Genomic DNA, 18,266 nt, shown 5'->3' with positions numbered 1-18,266 from the left:
TCATGAGTTATATTGGACGCTTCGCCCCCTCGCCTTCTGGCCCTCTGCATTTTGGTTCTCTTGTCGCAGCACTAGGCAGCTATCTACAGGCAAAATCGGAGCAAGGTAAATGGCTGGTTAGAATCGAAGATATTGACCCTCCTCGAGAAGTACCGGGTGCAGCCGATGACATTTTAAGAACACTCGAGGCATTCGGGCTTTACTGGGATGATACGGTTTTGTATCAAAGCCAGCGGTTAGAGGTGTATCAAGAACAGATCGACCAGTGGATTGAAACTGGCAGTGCCTACTTGTGTCAATGCACGCGAAAGCAAATCAAGGAACAAGGTGGTTATTACCAAGGTCATTGCCGAACGTTAAACCACGAAGATCCAAATGACAAAGCAGTGCGTTTGGTCATGCAGCATCCCATCTACCAGTTTAACGATATCAAGCACGGTAACATCGATATTGCGCCACAGCTGGCTGAAGAAGATTTCATCATCAAACGTCGTGACGGATTATTTGCGTACAATTTGGCGGTGGTTCTAGATGATATTTACCAAGGCATAACTGAGATAGTGCGCGGTGCTGACCTAATAGAGCCAACAGGTCGTCATATCAGCCTGTATCACACGTTATCGACTGAGCCCGTACGTTATTTGCACTTACCACTGGCACTCGATTGTAATGGCAATAAATTGTCCAAGCAAAACCATGCTACCGCTATTGATAGCCAGCAACCCATTCCCTCCCTGATAAAGGCATTGCAGTTCTTGGGCATGTCTGTTCCAGCAGAGATGACAGAGGTTTCTATTGAAGAATTGTTGTCGTGGGCGATACAAAATTGGCGTATAGATACCTTACCAAATCAGCTGCAACGAACACCAAAGTTCTCAAATGGCTAGCGCTACGCTATCATTAGCCGCAAATTTACTCATTTACCGAGTATCGATAACATCAGTGACCTTTTGTTCGATAGTCGATACCGATGACATCGCCGATTTTGCTTCGGCGCAAATGAGCAACCTAAGGTTGCCACATAGAAGCTATGACTGAAAACACTTACCGCGAGTCTCAGACGTTTCCTGAACTCGAGCTGAATTTGATAACGCGAGAAGAGCACAATATCTCTCGCAAGCAAATTAGCGATAATGCACTAAAAGTTTTGTACCGCCTAAATGGCGCGGGTTTTGATGCCTACCTAGTGGGTGGCGGAGTCCGCGATTTATTGCTGGGACAAGAGCCCAAAGACTTCGACATCGCGACCAACGCGACTCCTGAACAAATCCGCAAGCTGTTCCGTAATTGTCGACTGATTGGTCGACGATTCCGTCTGGCCCACATTATGTTTGGCCGAGACATCATTGAAGTGGCTACCTTCCGCGGCCATCATCAGCCTCAGGAATCGGCGTCCAATATTGCCAAACAATCTGAGCAAGGCATGTTGTTGCGCGATAATGTGTACGGAAAAATTGATGAAGACGCTGAGCGCCGTGATTTCACGGTTAATGCCATGTACTACAACATCGGTGACTACAGCATTCACGATTACGCTGGTGGCATTGAAGACATGGAAGATCGCCTGATTCGTTTGATTGGTGATCCCGACGTTCGATATCGTGAAGACCCAGTTCGTATGCTAAGAGCAATTCGATTTGCTGTTAAACTCGACTTTGATATCGAAGAAGATACCGCAGCACCGATAGAAGATTTGTCTCACTTGCTCAGAGACATTCCTGCCGCTCGTCTTTACGAAGAGTCATTGAAGCTGCTGCAAAGTGGTCAAGGTTTAGAAACCTATCACCTATTGCGCCAATACAATTTGTTCCAACAATTGTTCCCATCCGTCGCGGAGCACTTCACCGCAAATTACGACTCGAAAGCGGAACAAATGCTGGATCTGGTTCTTGATTCAACCGACCAACGAATCGAAGAAGGCAAACGCATCAACCCTGCATTTATGTTTGCCGCGATTCTTTGGTATCCATTGGTTGAGCTTGCGTCTCAGTTTGAAGCCGAGCAAGGTTTGTCTTTTTACGATGCAGTGATGGAAGCCAGTAACATCATCCTAGATAGACAAGTTCAATCGACTGCCATCCCGCGTCGTCATACCGCTACAATCCGAGAAATTTGGCAACTGCAATTACGCTTGCCGCGTAGGCATGGCAAACGCGCGTTCCGCTTGATGGAGTTAAATAAATTCCGAGCAGGCTTTGATTTCCTCGAAATGAGAGGAGAAATCGAAGGGGGCGAAGTTGAAGAATTGGCTCAATGGTGGGGGACTTTCCAAAATGCCACGCGACCAGTTCGCCAAACCATGGTCAACGACCTAGACAGCAAGCCAGGTAAACCTCGTTTTCGCCGTCGTAAAGGAGGCGGTCGTCGCAAACCGCCAGCAAACTAATGGTCACTGCGTATATTGCTATCGGTAGCAACCTCGCTACCCCCGTACAACAGGCGCTTCTCGCCATTGAAGCGCTAAAAACTTTACCTAAATCAAAGTTTGTTAGCGCTTCCTCCCTGTACAGTAGCTCGCCAATGGGGCCTCAAGACCAGCCTGATTACATCAACGCCGTTGCAGAGATTCAAACTGAGCTTTCTGCTATTGAATTACTCGATCAAACTCAAAAGATTGAACAAGAACAAGGGCGCGTACGTAAAGAAGAGCGCTGGGGACCAAGAACACTGGACTTAGACATATTGCTTTTTGGGAAGCAAGTGATCAACAGTGAGCGTCTAACCATTCCCCATTACGGCATGAAAACTCGAGAATTTGTTTTGTATCCATTAGCGGAAATTGCGCCAACACTCGCGCTTCCCGATGGTACGTCACTCCCCGAATTACTTCAGAAAGTAGACAGAAATGGTCTGAAGATTTGGCATGAGCGAGGATAACTTACGCCCTCCTGCCAATCCAAGTAAGGAAATATTCAAATGAAAAAAATCACCATTACCGATTTGATGAAATGGAAAAAAGCCGGCGAGAAGTTCGCAACATCAACCGCCTACGATGCCAGCTTTGCTCAATTGTTCGAGTCCGAGTCTATGCCTGTGTTATTGGTTGGTGATTCATTAGGCATGGTACTGCAAGGAAAAGATAGCACATTGCCAGTAACCACAGAAGACGTTGCTTACCACACAAGAGCCGTCAGAGCGGGTAGCCCAAACTGTTTGTTGATGGCAGATATGCCGTTCATGAGTTATGCCACACCAGAACAAGCTTGTGAAAACGCAGGCAAGCTGATGCAAGCTGGTGCGAACATGGTAAAAATTGAAGGTGGTGCTTGGTTAGTGGATACGGTAAAGACACTGACTGAAAGAGCAGTTCCCGTATGTGCCCATTTAGGATTAACCCCGCAAAGCGTGAATATTTTTGGCGGTTTCCGCGTGCAAGGTAGAGAAGAGCAACAAGCAGAACAAATGTTGCAAGACGCCATCGCACTGCAAGAAGCGGGGGCCCAAATTGTCTTGCTAGAGTGCGTACCAGCGAGTTTGGCAAAGCGCATTACCCAAGCACTAGACGTGCCAGTGATTGGCATTGGTGCTGGTAAAGACACTGACGGTCAAATACTGGTGATGCACGACATGTTTGGTATCTCAGTTAACTACATGCCGAAGTTTTCTAAAAATTTCTTAGCGGAAACAGGTGATATACGCAAAGCCGTTGCTAAGTATATTGAAGACGTGCAAGCAGGAAACTTCCCTTCTGAAGCGCACACCATTGCCTAAAGGAGATTCAGCACGTGGAGCATGTTTTACAACGCATCGTTGAGCCCTCTGAGCTGAGAACTCAAATCCGACAAGTTAAACAATCTGGAAAGCGAGTTGCCTTTGTTCCGACTATGGGCAACTTGCATCAAGGCCATCTGACTTTAGTTAGAGAAGCAAAAAAGAACGCAGACATCGTAGTTGTCAGTATTTTTGTCAACCCGATGCAATTTGAGCGCGCGGATGACTTAGAAAAATACCCGAGAACGCTAGAGCAAGATCTGGTTCTGCTGCAACAAGAAGGCACCGATCTTGTCTTCACTCCTGAAGCGCATACCATCTATCCAAACGGGTTAGATGCTCAAACTTATGTTGAAGTGCCGACACTGTCACATGTGTTGGAAGGTGCTTCTCGTCCAGGGCATTTTCGCGGTGTTGCCACCATTGTCACCAAGCTATTCAACTTAGTACAGCCAGACATTGCCTGCTTTGGTGAAAAAGACTTTCAGCAACTAGCAGTGATACGTCAGATGGTTATCGATTTGGCTATGGGCATTGAAATTATTGGTGTACCAACGGTGCGAGAAGCAGATGGATTGGCAATGAGCTCTCGCAACAATCGTCTAACTCCTACTCAGCGCAATAAAGCACCAAAGCTAGCCGAAGTCATGCATCAGACCGCAGAAAAACTGAAAGCATCACCAAGCGACTATCGATCCCACTGTGAGCTCGCCAGCCAACAATTGCAGCAACGCGGTTTTCAACCTGACGAGCTGTTTATTGTCGATGCCGACCGATTGTGTGACCCAGATGACCAATCAAAACGTCTCGTTGTACTCATGGCCGCCTTCCTAGGTGACGTTCGACTTATCGACAATCAAATCGTTGAACTCTGAGTTATTTAACAGCCTCATACAAAAAATCCGCCAGTAGGCGGATTTTTTTCAGGTTCATTATGGTCACTAAGATCTCAGTCCAATACCTCGGTTTACCAAATAATGAGCAACTGCATACAGGCCAACCACAAACAACGTAAGTACTGTAAATGATGTGGTCAAACTGACATCCGATACGCCAAGAAAACCATGCCTAAACGCATTTACCATGTATACGATTGGGTTGGCTTTTGATACCCCTTGCCAGAATTCCGGTAGCAAGCTAATTGAGTAGAACACACCGCCTAGGTAAGTCAACGGCGTCAGCACAAACGTTGGAATTATAGAGATGTCATCGAAAGTTTTAGCAAATACCGCATTGATCAAACCGCCGAGCGCAAACACCACCGATGTCATAAATACCGTCGCTGCGACCACCGCCCAGTTTTGTACCTGAAGCTCGACAAACAGCAGTGACACAAAGGTCACAATAATGCCGACCAGTAATCCCCGAACCACGCCGCCCATGACAAAGCCCAAAATAATTACATAATTTGGCACTGGCGCGACCAGCAACTCTTCTATGTTTTTTTGAAATTTGGCACTAAAAAACGAGGAAGCGACATTCGAGTACGAGTTAGTGATCACCGACATCATAATCAACCCCGGCACTATGTACTCCATGTAGCTGAAACCGCCCATTTCACCCACTCGTGAACCGATCAAGCTACCAAAAATGATGAAATAAAGGGTCATAGTGATCGCGGGCGGCACCAAAGTTTGTACCCAAATTCTTGTAAATCTATCGACTTCTTTTTTTAGCAAGCTGCGAAAAGCTATCCAGTAAATCTGAAACATTATGATTGCTCCCCTTGCTCTTGAACGATACTCACAAACAGCTCTTCAAGTCGGTTTGCTTTATTCCGCATCGATAAGACTTTGATACCTTGCTCGGTCAGCTGAGTAAAAATGCCATTCAAGCCTTGTTCTTTTTCCACTTCAATTTCAAGAGAACCATTGCTGAGTTTTTGGCTATTCACACCTTCCAATGGTTTTGGCTCAGCACCCGCTTCCAAATCCAGGATAAAGGTTTCAACGTGAAGTTTATTCAATAATGCCTTCATGCTGGTATTTTCGATTAACTCACCGCGTTGGATGATGCCAATGTTGCGACATAGCATTTCCGCTTCTTCCAAATAGTGAGTGGTCAAGATGATGGTGATACCTTGCTCGCGATTGATTTCTTGCAGAAAATCCCACATTGAACGGCGCAGCTCAATATCGACCCCGGCGGTAGGTTCATCTAAGATCAACAGCTTGGGCTCGTGAATCAAAGCCCGCGCGATCATCAAACGGCGCTTCATACCACCGGATAAATTCCTCGCACGCTCACCGCGTTTCTCCCATAAATCAAGCTTGGTCAAATATTGTTGGGCGCGTTGTCTAGCCAAAGCTTTCGGTACGCCGTAGTACCCCGCCTGTTGCAATACAATTTGCTCAACAGTTTCGAACATATTGAAGTTAAATTCTTGGGGAACAAGTCCCAAATGCTGTTTGGCTTTCTCCAATTGTTCATCAATATCAAAACCAAATACTTTGACTTGCCCAGATGTCTTATTAACTAGCGAAGAAACAATACCAATGGTGGTCGATTTACCCGCCCCGTTAGGGCCAAGTAACGCATAGAAATCTCCTCTTTCAACGGTTAAATCTATGCCTTTAAGAGCTTCGAAACCGCCTGTGTAGGTTTTTCGAAGTGCTGATATTTCCAGTGCGCTCATAGTGATTCTCTTTTTATTGGCGCCGAGTTTGGTTAGCGCTCTTTAACAGATGACATCGCAACCGTCAGTTTTCAAGTTGACCGCCGATTAAAAAACAAAAAAAGCGCTCCTTAGTAGAAGCGCTTTGATAATTCTAGCTATAGATTATTACGAGTCGTGTTCACCAACGTGTTTAAGCGCAGCGTTTAACGCTTCGTAGCGATACACATAGGTGTCGGAATGCGGTACTAGTTCCAGCACGCGGAATTTCTCAAGTTGCTGACGAGTTCGTTCATTTGGACAAAGCAGCAACACGTGACAATTCGCTTCTTGCGCATCTTTAATGGCATTTTCTAAAGCCAAGCCTACTGTCACATCAATCATTGGCACATCAGTCAGATCCAAAATCATCACTTCATAGTCGGCAATTGACGTATGTTGGCGTGAGATTGCTTTGGAAACACTAAAGATCATTGGCCCTGACAGGTAGAAGAACAGCACTTTACCTTTGGCTCTGTCTAACAGGCTACGCTCACTGTCAGTCAGCGGTACCGTATTTTCATCGGCATCACTGATCGCTTTTACCGAACGCGCTTGTTCACGGCTCAATCTCTCGATGATCAGAATATTTGAAATAAATACTCCAAGACCAACGGCGGCAATTAAATCGACAAACACAGTCAGCAGCATTACGCCGTACATGATTGCCATACCCTGTACGCTGACACGGTGGGCTCGCTGAATAAAACTCCAGTCCAGAATATTGAAGCCAACGTACACGGCAATACCGGCTAGAACCGCCATTGGAATAGGTTCTGTTAATCCTGCAGCGACCAACACCACCAGCGCCAAGACTGTTGCGCGGACAATACCGGATAAAGGAGAGCGAGCTCCTACTTGAATGTTTGTCACGGTACCCATAGTGGCACCCGCTCCAGGCAGCGCACCAAACAAGCCACTGATCATATTAGCCAAACCTTGGCCGCGTAATTCTTTGTCTGAATCGTGTTCTTTACGCGTTAGCGAGTCACCAATCACCGCGGTTAACAGGGTATCAATACAACCCAAAGTACCTAACACCAAGGCATCGATTACCATGGCGGTAAAGATTTCAGAATTGAACGTAGGAACGACCAAAGATGGCAGACCGGTTGGAATTTCCCCTATTCGACGAATGTCGTCCATATCGAAGAAAACCAAAGAGAATACAGTAACGGCGACAAGAGCGACTAGCTGAGCAGGCACATACTTTCTGTACTGTTTAGGGAAGAAAAACAAGATGCCTAATGTAAGAAGGCCAAGGAACAACTCGCTAAATTTCAGATTGGCCACTATCTCTGGAAAGGCAGCCAAAGTTCCAGTTACCCCGCCAGGAGGCGCCTGCTGACCAAGTAAAGGTGAAAGTTGCAGGATAATGAGAATGACACCAATACCGGACATAAATCCGGAGACCACGCTGTAAGGCATTAAGGTGACATATTTACCAAGCTTTAACGTACCGAGAAGGATCTGAAACGCACCAGCCATCATGACCACGGTAAACGTCATTGCCATTCCCACTTCGGGATATTTAGCCATCATACCGGTTAAGACCGCAGTCATAATCACCGTCATTGGGCCCGTTGGCTCTGAGATCAACGTTGACGAACCGCCAAATAGGGAAGCAAACAAGCCAACCATGATGGCGCCCCACAACCCGGCTTCTGCGCCTGCACCCGATGCGACACCAAAGGCTAGTGCCAATGGTAAAGAGATGATCGCAGTGGTGACCCCACCAAACACATCACCTCTAATATTCATGTCTTTAAAGCGACTTCCTAGCAAAACACTCCTCCACTCTCCAGCAACGATTTTTTCCGTTCATGTGCAAACTATGTAGGGTGGCTCTTACTGCAACGTTTCTTGCCCGCCGAGACCGATGTAATTATGTGATTAAATTTTTTGTTAATACACAGCCCAAACTTATCCTGCTTGGTGCGTACTTTTTATCCGTAATTGACTCAATAAACAACGGTAGATTTTAAAGGGTATTCATTTAGATACCCCAGAGTCGCACTATTGTACGTGTTTTCTGTCAGACATCCTTATCAAACAGATCAGATGAGTAGGCTAGTTTTCTAGGCAAGCAGGCAAACTGATTAAAATCATAGATTCAAATTTGTAACATTGTGTATATTGGCAGCAAATCCGTTTTAAGGTCATGGTCACTATGCCAGAAATGAAGCAGCTCTTTGCCAATAACCACTTGTGGTCTGATTCTTTACGTTCCGAGCAGCCCGAGTACTTCTCGAAACTCGAAGAAGGCCAACACCCCGATTATCTTTGGATTGGTTGCTCAGACAGTCGCGTACCTGCTGAGCGCTTAACTGGCCTTCACTCTGGTGAGTTGTTTGTGCATCGAAATGTCGCTAACCAAGTTATTCACACAGACCTCAATTGCCTATCCGTCATTCAATACGCTGTCGATGTATTACAGGTCAAGCATATTATTGTATGTGGGCATTACGGTTGCGGTGGTGTGGCCGCTGCGATAGACAACCCTGATCTTGGCTTGATCAACAATTGGCTTTTACACATTCGAGATTTCTATTTGAAACACAGAGCCAAGCTCGCCCACCTCGAGGGAGAAGCACTTGCGGACAAGCTTTGTGAAATTAATGTCGCAGAGCAAGTCTATAATTTGGGTAACTCAACCCTATTACAAAATGCCTGGAAACGAGGTCAGAGCGTACGTTTGCACGGGTTAGTTTACGGAATCAATGATGGCAAGCTAATCGACTTAGGCTTGAGTAGCCAATCTTATGGGCAATTGGAAAACAACTACCAACACGCCATGGAAACCATCTTGCACTCTCCCGTGTTAAAACACGTTTAAACTAAAACGCCTCAAATTAATTGAGGCGTTTTTCTTTACAGAATATTGGTTTATGACCAAAAAATTATTCCTGCGGAACAACTTTACCAATATAAGGTAAGTGACGATATTTCTGCGCGTAATCAATACCAACACCCACAACAAATTCGTCTGGAATACTAAAACCAAGCCAATCAACGTCGACGTGAACTTCACGTCGACTCGGTTTATCTAGCAAGGTACAAATACGAACAGATTTAGGATCGCGAAGAGACAAGATCTCTTTGATCTTGTTCAAGGTGTTACCGGTGTCGATAATGTCTTCAACTAACAGAACGTCTTTGCCTTGAATATCATCATCAAGATCTTTCAGGATACGCACATCACGTGAGCTTTCCATGGTATTGCCGTAGCTTGATGCTGTCATAAAGTCGACCTGATGAGTCACATCAATAGCACGAGCTAGGTCAGCCATAAATACAAATGAACCACGTAACAAGCCAACAAGAACTAGGTCCTCGCTGTCTTTGTACTGCTCGGTAATTTCTTTCCCTAATTCTCGAATACGTTTCTGTACATCTTGTTCAGAAATCATCACTTCAACGGTGTGTTTCATGCCGGTCTCGTCTTATCTGCAACATCGAACTGAATGGAATAGCATCGCAGTCCGGTGAAAAATGGAGGCGTAGTTTAACACTGATAAGCGTAGAGGAGAAATCGACATACGGTAACCAAATAGTCAACTTCTCAACTGAGTTGATTAAAAATCAACAATTATGGTGATAATTTGAACAACAAATATTGACCTATTTCATATGCACCATTACACTCATTAGGCTAATCGCAATTTACAAAATAATAAATAGGTTTAAAAAACCATCAGTACAACAACTCAATTGGCAAGGAAATATTATGGATTCAATCGCTAAAAGGCCTCGGACGCGCCTAGCGCCTCTGAAACGCAAACAACAGCTAATGGAAATCGCTCTGGAAGTATTTGCGCGTCGCGGAATCGGTCGTGGTGGTCACGCTGATATCGCAGAAATCGCTCAAGTATCAGTGGCGACCGTCTTCAACTACTTCCCTACTCGTGAAGATTTGGTTGATGACGTACTAAACCACGTCGTTCGTCAATTCTCTAATTTCTTAACAGAAAACATTGATTTAGACATTCACGCCAAGGAAAACCTCAACAACTTAACCACAGCCATGGTGGACTTAGTTATCAACGACTGTCACTGGCTAAAAGTGTGGTTTGAGTGGAGTGCATCGACTCGTGATGAGGTATGGCCGCTGTTCGTTTCGACCAACCGCACCAACCAATTGCTTGTGGCAAATATGTTCACCAAAGCAATTGAACGCGGTGAAGTGTGCGATGAGCACGAGGCAGAAAACCTAGCGAACCTATTCCACGGTATCTGTTACTCGCTGTTTGTTCACGCAAATCGTGTTGGTGATCAAGAGGCGATGTCTAAGCTTGTGAACAGCTACTTGGACATGCTTTGTATCTACAAAAACCAAGAATAACATCGATTAAACGTTTAAGGGGAAGCCTAATGGCCTCCCCTTTTTTGATTAGAGCCTATTGAACTAGTTCTGATTCAGAGCCAATTCAGCCGATTGTTCAAAATGCGCGGTTTCTACCTCTCGCCACCATTCACTTGTTGGCTTAGGATCTCGAATCTCGATCATTTCACCAAACATAGGTGTCAGCAGTTTGACCTTATGTTGGTCTGCAAAAAGTTTCGCCTGTTCGAAGGGATCAAACCAATCGTGCATTGCCAGGTCGAAGGTACCGTTATGGATCGGCATTAAGTGATTACCTTTCACATCCAAATGCGCTTGTACGCTTTGTTCCGGCATCATATGGATTTTGCTCCACAGTTTGTTGTAAGCGCCAGTTTCCATCATGGTTAGATCAAACGGACCGTACCTTTCACCAATTTCTTTGAATCCACCAAAATAACCGGTATCTCCACTGAAAAAGATATTGCTGTTCAAACCTTTGATAACCCAACTTGCCCAAAGGGTTTGATTACCATCGGTCAGCCCGCGCCCGGAAAAGTGCTGTGATGGTGTTGCGACGATCTCTACCGCTTCGGATTGGGTTGTTTGCCACCAATCGAGCTCAATAACTTTATATTCAGGTACGCCCCAGTCCACCATTCGTTTACCGACATTGAGAGGTGCGACAATTCGCTTAGTTTTGTCAGCCAATTGCAAAATGCTGTTTTTATCAAGGTGATCATAATGATCATGGCTGATAATAATCACATCAATTTCTGGGAGGTCGTCAGGGTTAACTGGGCTCTCATGAAAACGCTTTGGCCCAAACCACTGAACCGGTGACGCTCGCTTACTGAAAACGGGATCCGTGAGTATGATTTGACCATCAATCTTAATCAGTACCGTTGAGTGTCCTAAGCGAACAACCAAGTCTTGTTGGGAATCTTGAAAGGCATCAATATCCAGACTTTTGACAGGAATCTGGTTAGTTGGTGTTGGTACGTCGCGTTTTACTTTTAAGTATTCCTTTGAAATGGTCCAGATTCCAGCATCGGTTGGTTGTTCACCCAATTCAGGGTTGTAGAATTTTTTCTCTGTTCGCATAGATTGCATTGTCAAAACTCCTAAACTCAGTATCACGACGGTCAAAACAAATAAACGCATAGTGGCCTTCCTAAAAAGTACACCACACAGTGTAATTATTACCAACACAAAAGTAAACTTAATAGTTTACTTTTATCATCAGACATAAAAAAAACCCTACAACATAGTTGCAGGGCTTTTTGACAATACCGTTAAGCGATTACTTTTTCTTCTTCGCTTTTGGGTTTGGCAGGTCAGTAATACTACCTTCAAAAACTTCCGCCGCTAGACCAACTGATTCATGCAGTGTTGGGTGAGCGTGAATAGTTAATGCGATATCTTCTGCATCACAACCCATTTCGATTGCAAGACCGATTTCACCCAGTAGTTCACCACCGTTAGTGCCAACGATAGCACCACCGATAACACGGTTAGTCTCTTTATCGAAGATTAGCTTAGTCATACCGTCTGAGCAGTCAGAAGCGATGGCACGGCCTGACGCAGCCCATGGGAAAGTTGCTGCTTCGTACTTGATGCCTTCTTCTTTCGCTTCTTTTTCTGTCTTACCAACCCAAGCCACTTCTGGCTCAGTGTAAGCAATTGAAGGAATAACTTTAGGGTCGAAGTAGTGCTTCTTACCAGCAATGACTTCAGCGGCAACGTGACCTTCATGCACACCTTTGTGCGCAAGCATTGGTTGACCAACGATATCGCCGATAGCAAAAATATGAGGAACGTTAGTACGCATTTGCTTATCAACGTTGATAAAGCCGCGCTCATCAACTTCCAGACCTGCTTTTTCAGCATCCAGTAGTTTGCCATTTGGCGTACGACCGATTGCAACCAATACAGCATCGTAACGCTCTGCTTCTGCTGGTGCTTTTTTGCCTTCCATAGAGACGTAGATACCATCTTCTTTTGCTTCAACTGCAGTTACTTTGGTTTGAAGCATTAGGTTGAACTTGTTCTTAACGCGTTTGGTGTAAACGCGAATGATATCTTTGTCTGCCGCAGGAATAACTTGGTCGGCCATTTCTACCACATCAACCTGAGAACCTAGAGACTGGTATACCGTACCCATTTCTAGACCAATGATACCGCCCCCCATGATAAGTAGCTTTTCAGGTACTTCTTTAAGTTCTAGAGCATCTGTTGAATCCCAAATACGTGGGTCTTCATGCGGAATAAATGGCAGTTTGATTGGGCGTGAACCTGCGGCAACGATAGCGTTATCAAACGTTACGGTCGTTGATTCACCCTCGCCTTCAACCAAGATGGTGTTAGGACCAGTAAACTTACCGTAGCCATTCACTACGCTAACTTTACGCATTTTAGCCATGCCGTTTAGGCCGCCAGTCAGTTGATTAACAACTTTTTCTTTCCAGATACGGATTTTGTTGATGTCAGTTTGTGGTTCGCCAAACACAACACCGTGATCAGCCATAGCTTTTGCTTCTTCAATTACTTTAGAAACGTGAAGCAATGCTTTTGATGGGATACAACCCACGTTCAAACAAACACCGCCAAGCGTGCTGTAACGCTCGACAAGTACAGTTTCAAGACCTAAATCTGCACAACGGAATGCAGCAGAGTAACCAGCAGGACCAGAACCAAGTACAACAACTTGGGCTTTAATTTCTTTGCTCATTTTGACCTCTTGTAGTCATTATCCCTAACAGGCTGAGTGGGTTTAATTCTTTTGAGTTAAGACGTGTTTTCAGACCGATAGCATTTTACAGAGATGTTAAAGGTGTGAAAAGTTAATCCATTTAGCCTGTGAGCCAGACAACACTTCGTTTTGTTCTTCAGAAAAACAAAGGGGTATCCGATGAAAAAAAGGCGGCTAATGCCGCCCTTTTCGATTACAACACTAGGCGACGAATATCGCTTAGGCAACCATTTAGGTAAGTGATGAAGCGCGCACCTTCTGCACCATCAATCACACGGTGATCGTATGATAGTGATAGCGGCAGTTGCAGACGCGGTTCGAACTCTTTACCGTTCCAAACTGGCTTCATTTCAGACTTAGACACACCAAGAATGCCCACTTCTGGCGCATTTACGATTGGTGTAAACGCCGTGCCACCGATACCGCCAAGGCTAGAGATAGTGAAACAACCGCCTTGCATATCCGCTGCAGTCAACTTGCCAGCACGTGCTTTCTTCGATACAGCCATTAGCTCTTCAGATAGCTCGTAGATGCCTTTGTTGTTTACATCTTTGAATACTGGAACCACTAGGCCATTTGGTGTATCAACCGCGATACCAATGTTTACGTATTTCTTCAGAATGATGCTCTCGCCATCTTCAGATAGAGAAGAGTTAAATGCAGGGAATGCTTCAAGCGCTTTTGCCGCGGCTTTCATGATGAACACTAGTGGCGTGATCTTCATTCCTGAATCTTTCTTCGCTTCGATAGCATTCTGCTCTTTACGGAATGCTTCTAGCTCGGTGATGTCCGCATTATCCCACTGAGTAACGTGAGGAATCATTACCCAGTTACGGTGTAGGTTAGCACCAGAGATCTTCTTGATCTTAGAAAGCTTCTGAACTTCTGTTTCACCAAACTTGCTGAAGTCCACTTTTGGCCAAGGCAGTAGGCCAAGAGCTGAGCCGTCACCGCTACCTGATGCTGCTGCACCAGATTCAAGACGCTTAAGTGCATCTTTCACGTAAGATTGAACGTCTTCTTTCAAGATACGGCTCTTACGACCTGTACCTTTAACCTTAGCTAGGTTAACGCCAAATTCACGTGCTAGACGACGAACAACAGGAGACGCGTGCGCGTAATCGTTATTTTCTTCGAAACTAGAGCCTTGGAAATCGCCTTTCGCTGCTGGAGCAGATGAAGCCGCCGGAGCTGCTGCAGGTGCCGCCGCTGGGGCAGGAGCAGTAGGTGCCGCTTGAGCAGGAGCTGCTGGCGCCGCGCCTGCTACTTCGAATACCATAATCAGAGAACCTGTCGTGACTTTGTCGCCAGAGGCAATCTTGATTTCTTTTACCGTACCCGCGAATGGAGCTGGAACTTCCATAGACGCTTTGTCGCCTTCAACAGTAATTAGAGATTGCTCTTCTTCTACTGTATCGCCAACCGCTACCATGATCTCAGTAACTTCTACTTCGTCACCGCCAATATCAGGAACATTAACTTCTTTCGCTGCTGAGGCTGCTGGAGCCGCTGCTGCAGGAGCTTCTACCGGTGCGGGTGCTTCTGGAGCGCCAGAGCCAACCGTTTCAAATACCATAACTAGAGAGCCAGTCGATACTTTATCGCCTGCAGCTACTTTGATCTCTTTTAGCGTACCCGCGAATGGTGCCGGTACTTCCATAGAAGCTTTGTCGCCTTCAACCGTTAGAAGAGATTGCTCTTCTTCGATGCTGTCGCCAACTGCAACCATGATTTCCGTCACTTCAACTTCATCGCCACCGATATCCGGTACGTGAACTTCTTTAAGTTCACTTGCAACAGAAGTAGCCGCAGCTGCTGGAGCTGGAGCCGCTGCTGGTGCTGCCTCTGCCGTAGCAGGTGCAGTATCTGCTTCGAAAATCATGATTAGAGAACCAGTAGAAACAGAGTCACCTTCAGCAACTTTGATTTCTTTTACGATACCCGCTTGAGCAGCAGGAACTTCCATAGAAGCTTTATCGCCTTCAACTGTGATAAGAGACTGCTCTTCTTCAACCTTGTCGCCAACGCTTACAAGAATTTCAGTAACTTCAACCTCATCCGCACCAATGTCAGGTACATTAATTTCGATTGCCATTGCTTATCTACCTTCTTAATTAAGCGCTGTTTTATGCGTATAGCGGGTTAGTTTTTTCAGTGTCGATGTCGAACTTCTTAATTGCTTCAACAACCACTGATTTTTCAACATCACCGCGTTTAACAAGCTCGGTTAGTGCTGCAACTACCACGTAACCTGCGTTCACTTCGAAGTGACGACGTAGGTTTTCACGGCTGTCTGAGCGACCGAAGCCATCAGTACCTAGAACCTTGTAGGATTCCGCCGGTACGAAAGCACGAACTTGCTCTGCGTAGTTCTTCATGTAGTCCGTCGCAGCGATAGCAGGCTCAGTACCCAATACTTCTGTGATGTATGGAACTTGTGCATCTGCTTCAGGGTGAAGCATGTTCACACGCTCTACCGCTTGACCGTCACGCGCTAGCTCATTAAATGAGGTTACTGAGAACACGTCAGACGCGATTCCGTAGTCATCACTTAGAATTTGCGCCGCTTTGCGAACTTCATTCATGATGGTGCCTGAACTTAGCAGCTGAACTTTCGCTTTGTCGCCTGCGTAAGTCTCTAGCTTGTAGATACCTTTACGGATACCTTCCTCTGCGCCTTCAGGCATTGCAGGGTGTGCGTAGTTCTCGTTCATCAAGGTTAGGTAGTAGAACACGTTCTCGTTTTCGCCATACATACGACGGATACCATCTTGCATGATAACGGCAACTTCATACGCAAATGTTGGGTCGTATGAAATACAGTTTGGAATCGTGCCAGCTTGAACGTGTGAGTGACCGTCTTCGTGCTGTAGACCTTCACCGTTAAGCGTTGTACGACCTGCGGTTGCACCTAATAGGAAACCACGAGCCTGTTGGTCACCCGCCATCCATGCCATGTCACCAACACGTTGGAAACCAAACATAGAGTAGTAGATGTAGAACGGAATCATTGGTAGGTCATTCGTTGAGTAAGACGTTGCCGCCGCTACCCATGAAGACATTGCACCTAGCTCGTTGATACCTTCTTGTAGAACTTGACCTGATGTCGCTTCTTTGTAGTAAGAAACAATGTCGCGATCCTGTGGTGTGTAGTTTTGACCGTGCGGGTTGTAAATACCGATTTGACGGAACAAACCTTCCATACCGAAAGTACGAGCTTCATCAGCGATGATTGGCACAACCTGCTTACCGATGTTTTTGTCTTTCAACAAGATGTTCAATGCACGAACGTAAGCCATAGTCGAAGAGATATCACGCTTCTGCTCTTCTAGAAGAGGTTTGAATGCGTCTAGCTCAGGAGCAATAAACTCTTGTGTAGAGTTAACCAAACGCTGCGGTGTGTAACCTTTCAGAGCTTTACGACGAGCGTGTAGGTATTCGTACTCTTTTGAACCTTCTTCTAACTTCAAGTAAGGAAGGTTCTTCAGCTCTTCATCAGAAACAAGATCTTCCAGACCAAGACGTGAACGTAGGTGCTCAACGTGGGTCATATCCATCTTCTTAACTTGGTGCGCGATGTTTTTACCTTCAGCTGCATCACCCATACCGTAACCTTTTACGGTTTTAGCTAGGATTACTGTTGGCTTACCTTCAGTGTCTTGCGCGTTCTTGAATGCCGCGTATAACTTAGAAGATTCATGACCACCACGCTTAAGTGCGAAGATTTCATCGTCAGTCATGTCAGCAACTAGTGCTGCTGTTTCAGGGTACTTACCGAAGAAGTGCTCACGAACGTAAGCGCCATCTTTCGCTTTAAACGTTTGGTAGTCACCGTCAACCGTTTCGTTCATTAGCTGAAGAAGCTTGCCTGAGGTGTCTTTTGCTAGCAGAGAATCCCAGTTGTTACCCCAGATAACTTTCACTACATTCCAACCTGCGCCTCGGAATAGGCCTTCAAGTTCTTGAATGATGCTACCGTTACCCATTACAGGACCATCTAGGCGCTGAAGGTTACAGTTGATTAGGAAACATAGGTTGTCTAGCTTTTCACGCGCTGCAAATGAGATAGCACCGCGTGATTCTGGCTCATCCATCTCGCCGTCACCTAGGAACGCGTATACACGCTGCTCTTTGGTGTCTTTTAGGCCACGGCCATCTAGGTACTTAAGGAAACGAGCTTGGTAAATCGCAGAGATTGGACCTAGACCCATTGATACCGTTGGGAATTGCCAGAATTCAGGCATCAACTTCGGGTGTGGGTAGGAAGATAGACCGTTGCCATCCACTTCTTGACGGAAGTTATCTAGCTGCTCTTCAGTCAAACGACCTTCAAGGAAAGCACGAGCGTAGATACCTGGAGAAATGTGGCCTTGGTAGTAAACCAAATCACCGCCATCTTTTTCGTTAGGAGCGCGGAAGAAGTGGTTAAAACATGTCTCATAAAATGCAGCAGACGACTGGTAAGACGCCATGTGACCACCAAGCTCTAAGTCTTTCTTAGAAGCGCGCAGTACAATCATGATCGCGTTCCAGCGAATGATAGAGCGAATGCGACGCTCTAACGTAGTATCACCAGGATACGCTGGCTCTTGGTCTGCAGGAATCGTGTTGATGTAGTTGGTCGTTACGCCAGTTGGCATGTCAACGCCGTCTAAACGCGCTTGTTCTAGTACTTGCTCCAATAGGAACTGAGCACGCTCTACACCTTCTTCACGTACCACTGATTCGAGAGCTTGTAGCCACTCTTGAGTTTCCAGTGCGTCTACGTCATGTTTGAGATCAGACATGGCGATCTATCCTTCTGTTAGTTGGATCTAATTATTAAGCAA

The 18,266-nt window shown here is 45.8% G+C and carries 15 protein-coding genes; 7 read left to right on the top strand and 8 right to left on the bottom strand.

What is annotated here, in order from left to right; all coding sequences use genetic code 11:
- Nucleotides 1–2 precede the first annotated feature (2 nt).
- The 5 genes from gluQRS (at nt 3) to panC (ending at nt 4,586) form a co-directional block, all read left to right on the top strand.
- A complete protein-coding gene (gene gluQRS, locus ACXAFJ_RS01295; protein ID WP_475320879.1) occupies nt 3–887 on the top strand; it encodes a tRNA glutamyl-Q(34) synthetase GluQRS in 885 nt (294 codons plus the stop codon).
- Between the two features lie 143 nt (nt 888–1,030).
- On the top strand, nt 1,031–2,386 hold the full coding sequence (gene pcnB, locus ACXAFJ_RS01290) for a polynucleotide adenylyltransferase PcnB (RefSeq protein WP_475320877.1): 1,356 nt from the start codon (nt 1,031–1,033) through the stop codon (nt 2,384–2,386).
- Nucleotides 2,386–2,877, top strand: a complete 492-nt coding sequence (gene folK, locus ACXAFJ_RS01285; protein ID WP_475320876.1) for a 2-amino-4-hydroxy-6-hydroxymethyldihydropteridine diphosphokinase — start codon at nt 2,386–2,388, stop codon at nt 2,875–2,877. Before pcnB ends, folK begins: the two co-directional genes overlap by 1 nt.
- 39 nt (nt 2,878–2,916) lie before the next feature.
- Nucleotides 2,917–3,711, top strand: a complete 795-nt coding sequence (gene panB / locus ACXAFJ_RS01280; RefSeq protein WP_475320875.1) for a 3-methyl-2-oxobutanoate hydroxymethyltransferase — start codon at nt 2,917–2,919, stop codon at nt 3,709–3,711.
- Nucleotides 3,712–3,725: 14 nt separating this feature from the next.
- Nucleotides 3,726–4,586 carry a pantoate--beta-alanine ligase gene (panC, locus tag ACXAFJ_RS01275; protein WP_475320873.1) on the top strand — a complete coding sequence of 287 codons (861 nt, stop codon included), beginning with the start codon at nt 3,726–3,728 and terminating at the stop codon, nt 4,584–4,586.
- Nucleotides 4,587–4,652: 66 nt separating this feature from the next.
- On the opposite strand, the gene ACXAFJ_RS01270 is transcribed toward panC, so the two are convergent.
- The 3 genes from ACXAFJ_RS01270 to ACXAFJ_RS01260 form a co-directional block, all read right to left on the bottom strand.
- Complete coding sequence (locus tag ACXAFJ_RS01270; protein WP_475320872.1) at nt 4,653–5,423, bottom strand: ABC transporter permease; 771 nt, start codon at nt 5,421–5,423, stop codon at nt 4,653–4,655.
- On the bottom strand, nt 5,423–6,346 hold the full coding sequence (locus ACXAFJ_RS01265) for an ABC transporter ATP-binding protein (RefSeq protein ID WP_475320871.1): 924 nt from the start codon (nt 6,344–6,346) through the stop codon (nt 5,423–5,425). Before ACXAFJ_RS01265 ends, ACXAFJ_RS01270 begins: the two co-directional genes overlap by 1 nt.
- A gap of 147 nt (nt 6,347–6,493) precedes the next feature.
- On the bottom strand, nt 6,494–8,149 hold the full coding sequence (locus ACXAFJ_RS01260) for a SulP family inorganic anion transporter (protein WP_475320870.1): 1,656 nt from the start codon (nt 8,147–8,149) through the stop codon (nt 6,494–6,496).
- Between the two features lie 385 nt (nt 8,150–8,534).
- On the opposite strand from ACXAFJ_RS01260, the gene can reads away from it, so the two are divergent.
- Nucleotides 8,535–9,200 carry a carbonate dehydratase gene (gene can, locus ACXAFJ_RS01255; protein ID WP_475320869.1) on the top strand — a complete coding sequence of 222 codons (666 nt, stop codon included), beginning with the start codon at nt 8,535–8,537 and terminating at the stop codon, nt 9,198–9,200.
- 64 nt (nt 9,201–9,264) lie between these two features.
- Here can and hpt read toward each other — a convergent pair whose 3' ends face one another.
- A complete protein-coding gene (hpt, locus tag ACXAFJ_RS01250) occupies nt 9,265–9,795 on the bottom strand; it encodes a hypoxanthine phosphoribosyltransferase (protein WP_475320867.1) in 531 nt (176 codons plus the stop codon).
- Between the two features lie 296 nt (nt 9,796–10,091).
- Here hpt and ACXAFJ_RS01245 point away from each other — a divergent pair, with 296 nt between their 5' ends.
- A complete protein-coding gene (locus ACXAFJ_RS01245; RefSeq protein ID WP_475320866.1) occupies nt 10,092–10,706 on the top strand; it encodes a LuxR/HapR/OpaR family quorum-sensing transcriptional regulator in 615 nt (204 codons plus the stop codon).
- Nucleotides 10,707–10,769: 63 nt separating this feature from the next.
- Here ACXAFJ_RS01245 and ACXAFJ_RS01240 read toward each other — a convergent pair whose 3' ends face one another.
- The 4 genes from ACXAFJ_RS01240 to aceE form a co-directional block, all read right to left on the bottom strand.
- Nucleotides 10,770–11,849, bottom strand: a complete 1,080-nt coding sequence (locus ACXAFJ_RS01240) for an MBL fold metallo-hydrolase (protein WP_475320865.1) — start codon at nt 11,847–11,849, stop codon at nt 10,770–10,772.
- 139 nt (nt 11,850–11,988) lie between these two features.
- Nucleotides 11,989–13,416, bottom strand: coding sequence for a dihydrolipoyl dehydrogenase (lpdA, locus tag ACXAFJ_RS01235; RefSeq protein ID WP_475320863.1), 1,428 nt, complete (start codon nt 13,414–13,416; stop codon nt 11,989–11,991).
- Between the two features lie 214 nt (nt 13,417–13,630).
- Entirely contained in the window at nt 13,631–15,532 is a 1,902-nt protein-coding gene (gene aceF, locus ACXAFJ_RS01230; protein ID WP_475320862.1) for a pyruvate dehydrogenase complex dihydrolipoyllysine-residue acetyltransferase, read from the bottom strand.
- A gap of 31 nt (nt 15,533–15,563) precedes the next feature.
- Nucleotides 15,564–18,224, bottom strand: a complete 2,661-nt coding sequence (gene aceE, locus ACXAFJ_RS01225; protein WP_475320861.1) for a pyruvate dehydrogenase (acetyl-transferring), homodimeric type — start codon at nt 18,222–18,224, stop codon at nt 15,564–15,566.
- Between the last annotated feature and the right edge of the window lie 42 nt (nt 18,225–18,266).

It is taken from the genome of Vibrio sp. ABH4_348 (assembly GCF_056159765.1).
Note: the sequence above shows the minus strand (reverse complement) of the source record. Positions and strands in the feature narration are given on the sequence as shown.